Genomic DNA, 13,469 nt, shown 5'->3' with positions numbered 1-13,469 from the left:
TGGAACGCGCTTCGCCCCTTGTGACAGTCAATGCGCCTGACTAGCCTGCCTCAAAACTTCAGAGTGATATGGCATGAGCGAACCCTGTATCGGCTTGACCACACCACCGGCGGGCTACAGTGACTGGCTGACCGACCTGAAAGGCCGTATTCATGCGGCGCAGCAGCGCGCAACACTGGCGGTGAATCGGGAATTGGTGCTGCTCTATTGGCAGATTGGCCACGACATTTTGACCCGCCAGGCGGAGCAGGGCTGGGGCAGCAAAGTCATAGATCGACTTGCCCAGGATTTGCGTGCGGCCTTTCCACGAATGAAGGGTTTTTCACCGCGTAATCTCAAGTACATGCGGGCTTTTGCCGAGGCGTGGCCCAGTTCTGAATTTGTGCAACAGGCTGCTGCACAATTGCCTTGGGGCCATAATGTGGTGTTGCTCGACAAACTCCCCGGCCCCGAAACTCGTCGCTGGTACATCACCCAGGCAATTGAAAACAACTGGTCGCGTAACTCGCTGGTGATGCAAATCGAAAACCGCCTGCTGGAGCGCAGTGGCAAGGCCGTCAGCAACTTCGAGACCCACCTGCCCAAGCCGCAATCCGACCTGGCGCGTGAGTCGCTGAAAGACCCTTACCGTTTTGACTTCCTCAGCCTGGCCCTGGACGCGCAGGAGCGCGACATAGAAAACGCCTTGATCAAGCACGTCACCGACTTTTTGTTGGAGCTGGGCGCCGGTTTTGCCTTTGTCGGCCAGCAAGTACTGCTGGATGTCGGAGGCGATGAGTTCTTTGTCGACCTGCTGTTCTATCACGTGAAGCTACGCTGCTACGTGGTCATCGAACTGAAAGCCGGCAAGTTCAAACCCGAGCATCTGGGGAAGCTGAGCTTTTATCTGGCTGCCGTCGATGCCCAGCTTAAACATCCACAAGATGGGCCCACCATCGGCCTGCTGTTGTGCAAGAGCAAGAACGAAGTCGTCGCCGAATATGCGTTGCGCGATAACAACCGACCGATTGGCGTGGCGGAATATCAACTGGTGGAGTCGTTGCCCGCAGAGCTGCGAACCAGCCTGCCAAGCATCGAGCAGATCGAGCGGGAGCTGGCGGGTTAAAACCGACTGACAGCCTCAAAACCCCGGCGGAATATACCCAGGCACAAATGGCACATTCAGGCACTTGCCATGCAGGATCCGGCCATCCTCAATCCTGAACAGCACGATCTTCTTCGTCTTATCCACCGTGGCTTCCAGCTTGCAATCCGAACTGTGCCCTACCTGCTGGTAATACTCCGTATACACCATCCCGTTTCCGGTGTGATTCATTGAAGTTCCGGCGGCTTCAGTGGTCGTCCATGAAGAGGACTTGTGCCAAGTCATCACCACCTGCGTGTCGCCATTGGGCGCATTCTGCTTCTTCATCGAATCGGGCTTACCGAATAAATCCAGCGCCTCTTGCACGTCACGACCCTCCCAGCGTGATTGAGCAATCAGGTGGCACCCGTTGATAAACAGCACGGCGGGCAACAAAAGCCCAGCCAGCGTCAGCCTTGTCCATGTAGGCATCGTGAGTCCTTCTTGTAGGTGAGTGTTGCTCAGCGCTTGTTGCCCAGCATGTCGTCGAGGTCATCGATCATCTGGCTCTTCTCCTGAGTCGGCCCCAATTGCTGGAACATCGCTTTGGTGGTCTGGATCATCTGCAGGTGGGTCATCTTGCCCATGGCGATGGTGTCCTTGCTCTTGCCCGGTTCGCAGACATACGCGAGCGTGCGGTCGAGCCAGAACTCCTTCGGCGTCTGCCACGTGTTGGAGACCTTCAAGTGCGTGAGGGTGTAGGAAAACGGCGCGACCGACTGGCCGTTGAGAAAGCGCACCTTGCGCGTGGAGCACTGCACCTCAATGTTGTACACATCGATCATCGGCTTGCCCGGTTCTTCATACACCACCGTGACGGCCACCAGCTTCGCGCCCTTGTTGTGGTTCGAGGGCACCACGGAGGTACGGTCGGCCACATACATCACATTTTTATGGGCTCGGCCGCTGCCGTAGATGATCGACCAGTCGCCGATCGGTGTTTCTTCATCGGCCAATACCGACGTTGTGCTGATCAGCAAGACGGGCAGCAGTGCCAGGCAGCGCCCGACTTTGGTTAAGGTATTCAATAGCGTCCTTCCTTGAGGCTCGAAATAAGCGAAGGACTTTAGTGGTGAGGCGGCGCGGTCACATTGTAGTGGTCTAATGAAACCGGACACCCATTTAGGCGAGAATGCTCGCCAGATCGAGGTGTCAAATGACCAAACAACGCCGTTCCTTTTCTGCTGAATTCAAACGCGAGGCTGCCGACCTCGTGCTCAAGCAAAACTACAGCTACATCGAAGCCAGCCGTTCACTCGGCGTCGGCGAGTCGGCACTACGCCGTTGGGTCGACCAGGTTCAACAAGAGAGCAAAGGCGTTACCCCGCAGAGCAAAGCGCTGACCCCGGAACAGCAGAAAATCCAGGAGTTAGAAGCCCGGATCGCCCGCCTGGAACGGGAAAAATCGATATTAAAAAAGGCTACCGCGCTCTTGATGTCGGAAGATCACGAGCGTACGCGCTGATCAATCAGTTGAGCGTCCATGAGCCGGTTGACTGGCTGTGCAAGGTGTTTGAAGTCACCCGTTCGTGCTACTACGCCCAGCGCCTTAGGCGCCGCACGCCTGATGTCGAACGGCTTCGGTTGCGCAGTCGGGTGAGCGAGTTATTCACGCAAAGTCGTAGTGCTGCGGGCAGCCGCAGCATCCTGTCGCTGATGCGTGACGACGGTGAGCAGCTCGGTCGATTCAAAGTGCGCAGCTTGATGCGCGAGCTTGATCTAGTCAGCAAACAACCCGGATCACATGCCTACAAAAGAGCGACGGTAGAACGACTCGATATCCCGAATACCTTGAACCGCGAGTTCAATGTTCCGGCACCCAACCAGGTGTGGTGCGGCGACATCACCTACATTTGGGCCCAGGGGAAATGGCACTATCTGGCGGTCGTGCTGGATCTTTGCGCGCGCCGGGTAGTGGGCTGGGCGTTGTCGGAAAAGCCGGACGCCGATCTGGTTATCAAGGCGCTGGATATGGCTTACGAACAACGAGGAAGGCCTCAGGGCCTGCTGTTTCACTCGGATCAAGGGTCGCAATATGCGAGTCGTTTATTTCGCCAGCGGCTGTGGCGCTATCGAATGCGCCAGAGCATGAGTCGCCGGGGAAATTGCTGGGACAATGCGCCAATGGAGCGCGTGTTCCGCAGTTTGAAAACGGAATGGGTACCGACCACGGGTTACAGAACGGCTCAAGAAGCCCAGCGCGATATCAGCCAATTCTTGATGGATCGGTACAACTGGATTCGACCCCATCAATTCAACGGTGGGCTGGCGCCAGCTCGGGCCGAAGAAAAACTTAACGTCGTGTCCGGGATTAGTTGACCACTACACAATTAGGGCGAGTGTGCTAATGGCGCATTGCTAGTTAACCAAAAAAGCCTGCGTTTTAAGGCAGGCTTAGTGTGTGCAGCAGTTGAGTTAGTCCTTACGCGCCGTCAACGCCGAGTAACCATTCATCAAGTTGCGATAGTTAGGAATGCGCTGGGACAAAAGGTTTCCCAGGCCTTCGATATCGTTGCGCCAGTCACGGTGCAACTCACACGCCACCGAGAACCAGTTCATCAGTTGTGCCCCGGCTTGCGTCATCCGGCTCCACGCCGCCTGCTGCACCGTGGTATTGAACGTGCCCGATGCATCGGTCACCACAAACACCTCAAACCCTTCCGCCAGCGCCGACAAGGTCGGGAACGCTACGCACACATCCGTGACCACGCCGGCAATGATGATCTGCTTACGGCCGGTGGCCTTGATCGCCTTGACGAAGTCTTCGTTGTCCCATGCGTTGATCTGGCCTGGGCGGGCGATGTACGGCGCGTCCGGGAACATCTCTTTCAATTCTGGCACCAGCGGGCCGTTCGGGCCTTGCTCGAAGCTGGTGGTGAGGATGGTCGGTAGGTTGAAGAACTTGGCCAGGTCGGCCAGGGCCAGCACGTTGTTCTTGAATTCGTTGGGCGAGAAGTCCTGCACCAGGGAAATCAGGCCGGTCTGGTGGTCGACCAGCAGAACAATGGCGTCGTCTTTGTTGAGGCGGTTGTAGGTTGCAGTGCTCATGGTTGAATCCTTTTTTGTTTAGGTTGGTGGGGCGTTGCGTTCAACATGGGCACAGATTAATGGGTGAGCATGGGGTGATAAATCGTCTGCGGTGTGTCTTACCGTCAACCCTAAGGAGACAATGTGAACACAGGTGTTTTTTGCCCGTTCGGCGTCGGTGCAAAGGCCACTTTGAGCCGTTGGCCGATGCGCAACTGTCGTGGCTCGTCGCACTGGACAACCGATAATATTGTTGGCCCTTCATCGAGCGTTACGTAGGCGATGCAATACGTCTCATGGTTCCGCCCGCTGTAGCTGAAGCTGTACAAGGTGGCGTTGCCGCTGGCGAAGATCCAATCGGTGTGGGCGCTGCCAGTAAACGGGCTGTGGTCGCGGGGGTAGAAATACGGCTTGCCGGTGTCGAGGCAGCGGCGCAGCAGTAGCTGTTCGCGGTTGGCGGCCTCCCAGAACGGTGCGCTTTCGGGGGTGATGTGCGGTGAGGTCAGGTGCATATCAAAGGCGCTCCAGAATAAGCGTCGCGCTGCCGTGCCGTGAGCCCAGCAAACCCCCGGTGCCGTGGGCCAGGGCCAGCGCGCAGTCGGGCCGTTGCACCGCCGGGTGAGCTTCTCCACGGAGTTGCCGCACCGCTTCTATCAGCCGGGCCATTCCGCCGCGATTGCCAGGATGGTTGTTGCACAGCCCACCGCCGTCGGTGTTGATTGCCAACGGACCCACGCCGCTGATCAATTTGCCGTCGGCAACAAAGGCGCCGCCCTGACCAGGTGCGCAGAAACCGAGGTTTTCCAGCTGGATCAGGACAGTGATGGTGAAGCTGTCGTACAGCGAGGCGTAGCGGATATCCCCGGGTTTGAGCCGTGCTTCGGCGAACGCATCGGCACCCGACTTCACCGCACCGGAAGACAGCAGGTCGAAATAGCCGCCGTTCAAATGGCTGATCGAATAACCGGCGCCAATCGGTGTAATCAACGGCCGCTTGAGGGCGCGCGCGATGGACGGATGCACCACCACCAGCGCGCCACCGCCATCGCTGATCACGCAGCAATCCAGCCGTCGCAAGGGCGCTGCGATCAGCGGCGAGTTCAACACATCCTCCACCGTCACGACCTTGCGCAACATCGCCTGAGGATTGTGTTGGGCGTGGTGCGACGCCGCGACTTTGATCCAGGCCAGTTGCTCGGCGGTGGTGCCGTGTTCGTACTGATGGCGCATGGCGCACATCGCGTAGAGGTTGGTAACGGCGGCGCCGTAGGGCATTTCAAAGGGCGCTTCGCAGGTGGTTTGCGGTTGATCGAGGTGACTGGTATCCGGTCGCTGGCGCTCGGCGCGTGGGCGGCCGGCCTGGGTGATCAGGGCCACGGTGCAAAGCCCGTCGGCAATGGCGCGGGTGGCCTGGGCGACGTGATGAAGGTAGGAAGAGCCCCAGCTTTCTGTAGTCTCCAGGTGCCGGGGTTGTATGCCTAGGTATTCGACCATGGAGAAAGGTCCTACACCGGGTGCGTCCCAACCGGGTACGTCACCCGCGCAGAAGTAACCGTCCACATCACTGAGGCTAAGCCCCGCATCCGCCAAGGCGCCTCGGGCCACATCCGCATGCAGTTGCGCGAGAGAGCGATCCACCGCATGACGTGTGGGATGTTCATAAGCGCCGACAACAAAGGCTTTGCCCTTCATGATTGGCACCTGCGGTTGGCGTATTCGATAAAAAACGCCAGCGCCTGTGGGTCGCGCATGGCGCTGGGGTTGGCGACGCTTTGCGGATCGTGGCCCATCAGGATTCGGCGCACCGGCACTTCCATTTTTTTACCGGTAAGCGTCAGCGGAATCAGCGGCACTGCGATGATCTGGTCCGGCACATGCCGGGGCGTACAAGCCTGCCGCAAACATTCACACACGCGTTGGCGCAATGCTTCGTCCAGCACGGCACCAGAGCGCAGTTGGATAAACAGCGGCATGAAGAAACCACCCTCGGGCAGATCCAGATTCACGATCAGTGCATCGTCGATTTCCTCTATCGGCTCCAGCGCCCGGTAGATCTCAGCAGTGCCGATCCGCACCCCAAAGCGATTCAGCGTCGCATCCGAACGCCCGAGCACCTGGCAGCCTCCGCGCGCATTGAGCAGGAAAAAATCCCCATGACGCCACACGCCAGGCCAGGGTTGGAAATAGCTGTCGCGGTAACGCTCATCCTCTGGATCATTCCAGAAATACACCGGCATCGACGGCATCGGTGACGTCACCACCAACTCGCCCACTTGATCAATCACCGCCCGGCCCTGTTCATCAAACGCATGGGCATCCACCCCCAAGGCTCGCGCCTGGATCTCCCCGGCATACACCGCCAGCGTGGGCACGCCACTCACCAGTCCCGTGCAAATATCCGTGCCACCGCTGCCCGTGGTCACCCACACATCGGCCTTGAGGTTACGATAAAACCAGGCGTTGCACTGTGGCGAAACCGGCGAGCCTACGGGCATGACAGTGCGTAGCGCGCCCAGGTCAAAGCGCTCTCGAGGCACCACGTCGTGACGCTTCATCAAGTCGATATAGGTTGGGCTGGTGCCAAAAAAACTGGCGCGACTGTCTTGCAGAATGTGCCACAGCGTATCGATATTCGGCCAAGTGGGATGGCCGTCGTACAGCACCGGCCGCACCCCGCAGAGCAACGCGCTGAACAAGGTGTTCCACATCATCCAGCCTGTGGTGGTGAAAATGAATGCGGCATCACCGGGGCGAAAATCCAGGTGCAGATGCAGGGCCTTAAACTGCTCCAGCAGAATGCCGCCATGGCTCTGCACGATGGCTTTGGGCAAGCCGGTCGTGCCGGAAGAAAACAGCACCCAAAGCGGATGATCGAAAGGTAGTTGCTCGCAATGGAAGTCGGCTGCGGAAACCGTAGGACGTTGTTGCAACGTAGGCCAGTCGATGGCGTTTGCGAACATCAGCGTGTCATCGGGAAACAGCGCTGGCAGCACAATGACATGCTCGATACTCTTCAGCTCGCGGGCGATGTGTCGTACCTGTTCTCGTCGGTCAAACACCCTGCCGCCATAGCGATACCCATCCACCGCCAACAGCACCTTGGGCGACAATTGCCGCACCCGATCCAACACGCCCTCCGCGCCGAAATCCGGTGAGCAACTGGCCCAGACAGCTCCGATGCAAGCACAGGCACACAGCGCGATCATCGCCTCGGGGATGTTCGGCAGGTAAGCCACAACCCGGTCACCCGGCACGACGCCCGACTCACGTAGATAGGTCGCCAGCCTGCGCACCTGGTCGACGAACTCACTCCAGGGCAGGCCTTGCAGGCCGGTGGTTTCATTCAAGTAGAGCAGCGCGTCGCCGTCCTGCTCATTGCGCAGAATATGCTCGGCAAAGTTCAAGCGTGCGCCGGGAAACCACTGCGCACCGGGCATTGCTCGATCACCCAGCACTGCCTGATGGGGGCTGCTGGCCTGCACCTGATAGTGATCCCAGATCGACTGCCAGAAGGCTTCCGGTTTATCGACCGACCACTGCCACAGGTCTTGATAGTCGGCAAACCTGAGCCCGCGCTCGCGCCTCAGCCAATCCAGATAATGCGTGAGTCGGGCGTGTTGAAGATGTTCAGGGAAGGGCAGCCAGAGCAGTTGGCCCTGGACCACGTTGTCGAATGCAGTTGCCACGATAAAAGACCTCTGACGTTTTTGTTATTCGAGTCATGGGTGCTCTTGCGTGGCGGACTGTAGCGATAAGCTGTACATCGTACAATTAGTGGCGTTTCTGGTTTTGTTGTACGAATTTTCAGCAGCGCAAGGCTTGGGTTTCCAGGCCGCAGAGGAGGGTATCGACGTAAAACGTGAAGCTCTCATCGAGCGCCGCATCCACCCCGTTTTGCCAGCGCAGGCTGAAACCGCGATTGCTCAACTGGTCCATATTCTGCGCGAGAGTGGGGTGTTTTTCGGCGTCGACGGCACGCAGGTTTTCCTGCACCTGGTGCTGCCATGCCTCGGTGTTTTCCGGCAATGGCGCGTACTCCAACGTGGTGAAACCGGCAAGCGCGGCAATGAACGTATTGTAGGCACCGACCAGGGAAGGGCCGCTGAAACCCGCCTGTTGCAGAGCCGCCAACACGCCTTCGACCAACTTGAAGTCAGTGCTGGAGTTGGAGACCAATTGCGACCCCAGCAACGGCGCGATATTCGGGTGCTGGTGCACGGCGTCATGGCAGTTGACCATCGCCGCACGCAGGTAGTCCTGCCAACGTTCCTGAGGGGGCGGGGCGACATCTTGCAGGACGTTGGCCAGCACTTCGCTCAACAACAACTCCCGCGACGAGACGTACCAATAGATCGCCGTCGGGTACACCCCAAGGCTGTTGGCCAGGTTGCGCAGGCTGCATTTGTCCAGGCCATCGCGATCGATCAGCGCCAGCGCGGCGGCGATGATGGTGTCCCTGTTCAATGGGCTTTTCGCGTCTTCGCCAGCGGTCTTCTTGCGCCTGCCCCGAGGGTTTGCGGTTTTGCTGGTCATTGTTGTGGGTTCCGGTTGAGCGACGGCGAAAGGATAGCGGTTCACCGATTCGCTGTCGCTCTGCCGGGGCGGGGTTAGCTTCCTCCGTAGCGCTCGACAAATGCCTGTGTGGCCGATATCAGCCTGCTTAGTTCGCGCTCAGTCAGTGGCAAGCTCAGTGCAAACAACCCGCGTCGCGCGCTATAGATGCCAGATTCGAGCAGGTGAAAGAAGAACAGGTCGCGTAGGTCGTTTCGTTCCGTTGGAATGTCCGAGGGCCGACGGATGAGTAAGCCCGTGGGATGCAGATTCATCACCGAACCTTGTCCGGTAAATTGCATCGCCATGGGGGCCAGTGCTTGATTGAGCTGTTCGCGTAGCTTGTTGCCTCGAGCATTCAGGTCCGATGCGGCTTCGCGGGTATACACCTGCTCCAATCCGGCGATACCCGCCGCCATGGTCAGCACATTGTTGTTGAACGTGCCCGCATGGGAGAGGCTCCCGTGACGCGGGTCGAACTGCCCCATGATGTCCCGCCGCCCACCGAGGACACCGCACGGCATGCCGCCGCCGATGTATTTGCCCAGGGTGATCAGGTCGGGCGTGATGCCGAGTTTTTCCTGCAGGCCACCGGGGCCAAGGCGCGAGGTCATCACTTCGTCGAAGATCAGCAGTGAACCGTGGGCTTGGCTCCTTTCCCTTAGGCCTTCGAGAAAACCCGGCTCTGCGCAAATACACCCGCCTGCACCGAGCATCGGCTCTACCAGGATGGCCGAGATGTCGACATGCTCACGCAGCAAACGCTCGACGCTCTCCAGGTCGTTATAGTCAGCCAGGTACACCCGATGCGGCACATTCATCGCTGTGCTCGTCCCGGCAAAACTCAACACGCCACCATGGTAACCGCCGTTGAACGCGATGACGCCGTTGCGCCCCGTGTAGGCTTTTGCCGCCGCCAGTGCGAGCAGATTCGCCTCGGTGCCAGAGTTGGTAAAGCGCACCTGCTCAATGCAACTGAAGCGTTCCACAATCAGCGTCGCCAGTCGCGCTTCCAGTTCTGTGTGTGCGCTCAGGTTCAACCCGTTCGCCATCGCTTCTGACAGCGCATGGATGATCACCGGATGAGAGTGCCCATACAACGCCGCCGTGTATTCGGCCAAAAAGTCGACATAACGGTGCCCGTCCAGATCGTCGAGAAAGCACCCATTGCCGCCCGTCATCACCAACGGAAACGGCTCGTAAAACAGCACCGAGCGGGTGTTACCCCCTGGCATCACCCGCGCCGCCCAATCCAGTTGACGTGCACTGTTGGGATTGGCCTGGATGTACCGTTGAATGCAATGTTCCAGCTCAAGCATTCCAGGCATCACCCACCCCCTTCTTCAGCGCCGCACGTTTCGGATACACCAGCATCAACAACCCGAACCACGCCGCCGCAACATAAAACGCCGCCCGCGTTTCCGGGTCGCGGATCACCAACACCGTCAGCACACCCAGGTAACCCAGCACCAAGACACTGCTGACCTTGGGCCAGGGCAAACGGTAATGCACCTGCTCCAAGCCATTGCGCTGCACCTTGCGGCGATAAGCCATATGCGCGGTGATAATCACCACCCATACCCAAATCAACAGGCCCAGAATGCCGGTGATCAACAGGCTGAAAATGCGCTCCGGAATCAGGTAGTTAAGCAGCACCCCCACCAGCAAAATCGCAGTGGACACCATCAAGCACCGAGCCGGTACCTGGCGCGGGCTCAACACCCGCAACTGACGCGGCGCCTGCTGAATATGTGACAGTGCAAATAACATTCGGCTGGTGGCAAACAGCCCGGTATTACAGGAAGACGCCAACGCGCTGATCACCACAAAATTGATCAGCCCAGCCGCCATCCCCAGCCCGATACTGTCGAACACCATCACAAACGGGCTTTGCGACGTGTCGATCTGATTCCACGGATACAGCGCCATGATCACCGCCGTCGACCCCAGGTAAAAAATCGCCATGCGCCACAAAATGCTATTGATCGCCCGTGGCAACGTGCGCTGCGGCTCCGCCGTTTCCGCCGCGACCAGACCGACCACCTCAATCCCGGCAAAGGTAAAAGCGGCGACAGGCACCGCAAACCAAAACCCACTCCAGCCATTCGGAAAAAACCCACCGTGCTGCCAGAGATTGGCTACCGAGGGTGTCGTCTGCGCCGACGTCTCCAGCCCAAACAGCAGAATCACCAACCCCGCCCCAATCAGCCCGACAATCGTCAACACCTTGATCAACGCCAGCCAGAACTCCACCTCGCCGAAGGTCTTCACCGCAAACAGATTGATCACCATCAACACGCCTACAGTGACCAAGGCCGGAATCCACTGCGGCAACTCCGGAAACCAATACTTCATCAACACCCCGATCCCGGTCACCTCCAGCACCCCCACCAGAATCCAGATCATCCAATACGACCACCCCGTGATAAACGCCACTCGCGGCCCCAAAAACTCTTCCGCATAGGTCGCAAACGACCCACTGCTGGGCCGATACAACGACAACTCCCCCAGCGCCCGCGCAATCAGATAAACCATCCCCCCACACAACGCATACGCCAGCAACAACGCCGGCCCCGCCGTGGCAATCGCCTTGCCCGACCCCAAAAACAAACCGGCCCCGATAATTCCGCCGATTGCGATCAACATCACATGGCGCTCTTTAAGCGATCGCGCCAAGCCATGGTTGGAAGAGTGAAGCGGTGTTGTGGACATCAGCATTCCCCCGTACTGCGTTGCGCAGTGGATGTGGGTGGTGGTCCGGCTTGGGCCGGTTTTATTGTACGGCGTGCAATAAGCAGGTTTTGGGCCATCGAGGAGAGGCCGCGAAGAATTGGGGTTTAAACGACTTGTTTAGATATGCGTGTAAGAAAGTTTTCTTGGTGTTCATTTTGTGTAGGAGAGCGAGGTGAGTGTCACCTGGGAACACAGGTGTGTGGGGGGAACCCAAAGGCGGGAATGACCTGATTTTCAAGGGCCAGCAGGGCACATCCTTTTCATTTGCAGGACGTTTCCGAGAGAATCCCCAGCGCATTGCGCCAGCGGGGATGGGTGACTAGGCTCCGGATCGTCACTGCTTATTCAGTGATCGGGTTTAGTCGCCCGGATTCGATTGGTACACACTTTTAATTGGAGTTGTGCCAAGAAAAAAATGCCCTTTTCGAACTCTCGCTCTGCGCTTGCGCCTAATCCATTTACCGTTAATGAAGAACTCAGCTTTGAGGATGCTTGGCTGCGTGTGGCTGAGTTGCTGCAATGTGCGGTGGCGACGTCGCAGGTGCTCGGGGAACCCCAGGGTGCGCCGCTGAGGGCGGTGATGCATTTGGTGGAGATGGCGAAGATGGTGGCGGATCGGGCGGTGGAGTGTAGGCAGACGAAGTGATGTGATATTTACATTTGGTCAGCGGTGAGGCTGGCCAAATGTCGCTATTTGTCATTTTTGGCGACACGTCGTTTCTTTATGTGGTTACTGGCGACATATCACCATCCGTACCGCACTTGATGATTGCGCTTACCCGTCCTTGAAAAAACGTTGATGCGTGAGAATGAACCTGCTGCCTCAATACTTCCGGTGGGGTTTTGAAATCACGCCTTTGAGCTTCCCAGCTTCCAGCACGAGGGCATAGCAGACAAAGCCCCGAAAAATATGGGTGAGGGCGATAGCGCCCTCGGCACCGTCGACTTTTGCATAGGCGCGCGCAGCATCGGTATGGGCGCATACGTCACCCAAACTGTGCTCGGTTAGATCGATCAGCCCGCTTTCGTCTGCGCAAGAGAACATAAACTCACCTAGCTCAGCAGCTTTGAGTATGCCGACCGTCTCCCCAGACTTGTCATCCAAGCAAACAATGAACTTGGTCTGCGGTTGCTTAGCTTTTAGGTCTGACAATTTTGTAGTGATCGGTAAGGTCGAAAAGTCACTATCGCAGAGGGACGCTAACGTTGGCCCAGCGCCTAGCCCTGACGACGGTCTGGATCGCATAACTTTATGCACAGTTGAGTGACACTTGATCCAGTTTTCGGCTGTTGCTGATCGATACCCCACGACTTGCAGGATTTCTTTGTGCATCAACGAGACGTCTAGCGCGAAAATCGGTTCATGGTGAGCTATGCGATTTCGGAAATTGTTGATACTCATCATCAGAGTCTGAAGCGAAGCTCTAGTGATTGAGGGGTTGAGCGGCATCAATGTCTTGATGTTGGTCTGCCACAGTGGTCGGTCATAGGATGCTCGGAATAGGTTGGACCAGAAGTCAAACGTAAGCCGAGACACCACATCATCCTTTTGCGCAGGAGCGCTACCCTTCGACGCCCGGTCGATTGCCTTTTTCAAGGTTGCTAAGCTTTCCGGTGTGATCATCGACCGGAAAGCCGCATCCAGGTGCCATTGGTTCGTGTACTGCGTGCACAGAATCTCGTCGATTGCATTGCGCACCACAACTTCAGTCACATGCAGTGGAAAGAGGAATGCCTTGGCCAATCTGGCGTTGTAAAGATAGAGCTCGAAAGCAAAGTCATCTTTGTGACCTGCTTTTTTGAGATAAGTGGAGTACCGTTTGCTCGAAATCAGTGCCTCCAGATCCCTCGCGATAGGCGCTCCGTACGAGAACGACTGTTGACTCTCCGCCATGGGCGTGTATATTCCTCATTAACTAGCAGCTGATGTGGCCCCTCTGATCCCTTGGATCAAGCGCCCTCCGCACTAGATCTAGAGCCCCGGGACAGTCAAACTCTCCCGGGGTTTCGCTTTTCTGGGAAACCATTTTGGCCA

13 protein-coding genes are annotated in these 13,469 nt (G+C 57.7%); 3 read left to right on the top strand and 10 right to left on the bottom strand.

The window, feature by feature from the left end:
* Positions 1-73: 73 nt before the first annotated feature.
* Positions 74-1,105: a PDDEXK nuclease domain-containing protein gene (locus tag AYR47_RS03405; protein ID WP_033897946.1), complete on the top strand. Its 1,032-nt coding sequence runs from the start codon at positions 74-76 to the stop codon at positions 1,103-1,105.
* Between the two features lie 15 nt (positions 1,106-1,120).
* Here the strand turns inward: AYR47_RS03405 and AYR47_RS03400 are convergent, their stop codons facing one another.
* A complete protein-coding gene (locus AYR47_RS03400; protein WP_061434319.1) occupies positions 1,121-1,555 on the bottom strand; it encodes a hypothetical protein in 435 nt (144 codons plus the stop codon).
* Positions 1,556-1,584: 29 nt separating this feature from the next.
* Positions 1,585-2,151 (bottom strand): hypothetical protein, encoded by a 567-nt coding sequence (locus AYR47_RS03395; protein ID WP_033897944.1) that lies wholly within the window; start codon positions 2,149-2,151, stop codon positions 1,585-1,587.
* Between the two features lie 128 nt (positions 2,152-2,279).
* Between AYR47_RS03395 and AYR47_RS03385 the strand changes: the two genes are divergently transcribed.
* Positions 2,280-3,442, top strand: a protein-coding gene (locus tag AYR47_RS03385; RefSeq protein WP_156487775.1) for an IS3 family transposase whose coding sequence is annotated in 2 segments (ribosomal slippage) — positions 2,280-2,535 and positions 2,535-3,442 — 1,164 coding nt in all. Because the reading frame shifts where the segments join, the coding sequence is not laid out codon by codon here.
* A 96-nt stretch (positions 3,443-3,538) separates the two neighbouring features.
* Here AYR47_RS03385 and ycaC read toward each other — a convergent pair.
* The 7 genes from ycaC to AYR47_RS03350 all read right to left on the bottom strand — a co-directional run bounded on the left by ycaC (position 3,539) and on the right by AYR47_RS03350 (position 11,347).
* Positions 3,539-4,171 carry an isochorismate family cysteine hydrolase YcaC gene (gene ycaC / locus AYR47_RS03380; protein ID WP_016978556.1) on the bottom strand — a complete coding sequence of 211 codons (633 nt, stop codon included), beginning with the start codon at positions 4,169-4,171 and terminating at the stop codon, positions 3,539-3,541.
* A 110-nt stretch (positions 4,172-4,281) separates the two neighbouring features.
* Positions 4,282-4,662: a Zn-ribbon domain-containing OB-fold protein gene (locus AYR47_RS03375; RefSeq protein ID WP_033897943.1), complete on the bottom strand. Its 381-nt coding sequence runs from the start codon at positions 4,660-4,662 to the stop codon at positions 4,282-4,284.
* A 1-nt stretch (position 4,663) separates the two neighbouring features.
* A complete protein-coding gene (locus AYR47_RS03370) occupies positions 4,664-5,842 on the bottom strand; it encodes a thiolase domain-containing protein (RefSeq protein WP_033897942.1) in 1,179 nt (392 codons plus the stop codon).
* Positions 5,839-7,836, bottom strand: coding sequence for an acetoacetate--CoA ligase (locus AYR47_RS03365; protein ID WP_061434316.1), 1,998 nt, complete (start codon positions 7,834-7,836; stop codon positions 5,839-5,841). The genes AYR47_RS03370 and AYR47_RS03365 overlap by 4 nt, the downstream gene beginning before the upstream one ends.
* A gap of 118 nt (positions 7,837-7,954) precedes the next feature.
* Positions 7,955-8,683, bottom strand: a complete 729-nt coding sequence (locus AYR47_RS03360; RefSeq protein ID WP_061434314.1) for a TetR/AcrR family transcriptional regulator C-terminal domain-containing protein — start codon at positions 8,681-8,683, stop codon at positions 7,955-7,957.
* Between the two features lie 74 nt (positions 8,684-8,757).
* Positions 8,758-10,020 (bottom strand): aspartate aminotransferase family protein, encoded by a 1,263-nt coding sequence (locus AYR47_RS03355; RefSeq protein ID WP_237142531.1) that lies wholly within the window; start codon positions 10,018-10,020, stop codon positions 8,758-8,760.
* Positions 10,013-11,347, bottom strand: a complete 1,335-nt coding sequence (locus AYR47_RS03350) for an amino acid permease (protein ID WP_237142530.1) — start codon at positions 11,345-11,347, stop codon at positions 10,013-10,015. The genes AYR47_RS03355 and AYR47_RS03350 overlap by 8 nt, the downstream gene beginning before the upstream one ends.
* Positions 11,348-11,849: 502 nt before the next feature.
* Here AYR47_RS03350 and AYR47_RS32880 point away from each other — a divergent pair.
* The gene (locus tag AYR47_RS32880; protein ID WP_033897935.1) at positions 11,850-12,080 is read left to right on the top strand and encodes a hypothetical protein; all 231 of its coding nucleotides are present in this window, start codon (positions 11,850-11,852) and stop codon (positions 12,078-12,080) included.
* Between the two features lie 177 nt (positions 12,081-12,257).
* On the opposite strand, the gene AYR47_RS03340 is transcribed toward AYR47_RS32880, so the two are convergent.
* The gene (locus tag AYR47_RS03340; RefSeq protein WP_061434313.1) at positions 12,258-13,328 is read right to left on the bottom strand and encodes an Abi family protein; all 1,071 of its coding nucleotides are present in this window, start codon (positions 13,326-13,328) and stop codon (positions 12,258-12,260) included.
* Positions 13,329-13,469: the final 141 nt, after the last annotated feature.

It is taken from the genome of Pseudomonas azotoformans, from assembly GCF_001579805.1.
GTDB classification, from domain to species: Bacteria; Pseudomonadota; Gammaproteobacteria; order Pseudomonadales; family Pseudomonadaceae; genus Aquipseudomonas; species Aquipseudomonas azotoformans_A.
Note: the sequence above shows the minus strand (reverse complement) of the source record. Positions and strands in the feature narration are given on the sequence as shown.

Bases quoted from the DNA above. Each gene is read 5' to 3' on its own strand.
- AYR47_RS03350 (WP_237142530.1), bottom strand. From the start codon at position 11,347: ATGTTGATCGCAATCGGCGGAATTATCGGGGCCGGTTTGTTTTTGGGG.
- AYR47_RS32880 (WP_033897935.1), top strand. From the start codon at position 11,850: ATGCCCTTTTCGAACTCTCGCTCTGCGCTTGCGCCTAATCCATTTACC.
- AYR47_RS03405 (WP_033897946.1), top strand. From the start codon at position 74: ATGAGCGAACCCTGTATCGGCTTGACCACACCACCGGCGGGCTACAGT.
- AYR47_RS03375 (WP_033897943.1), bottom strand. From the start codon at position 4,662: ATGCACCTGACCTCACCGCACATCACCCCCGAAAGCGCACCGTTCTGG.
- AYR47_RS03355 (WP_237142531.1), bottom strand. From the start codon at position 10,020: ATGCTTGAGCTGGAACATTGCATTCAACGGTACATCCAGGCCAATCCC.
- AYR47_RS03340 (WP_061434313.1), bottom strand. From the start codon at position 13,328: ATGGCGGAGAGTCAACAGTCGTTCTCGTACGGAGCGCCTATCGCGAGG.
- ycaC (WP_016978556.1), bottom strand. From the start codon at position 4,171: ATGAGCACTGCAACCTACAACCGCCTCAACAAAGACGACGCCATTGTT.
- AYR47_RS03360 (WP_061434314.1), bottom strand. From the start codon at position 8,683: ATGACCAGCAAAACCGCAAACCCTCGGGGCAGGCGCAAGAAGACCGCT.
- AYR47_RS03370 (WP_033897942.1), bottom strand. From the start codon at position 5,842: ATGAAGGGCAAAGCCTTTGTTGTCGGCGCTTATGAACATCCCACACGT.
- AYR47_RS03400 (WP_061434319.1), bottom strand. From the start codon at position 1,555: ATGCCTACATGGACAAGGCTGACGCTGGCTGGGCTTTTGTTGCCCGCC.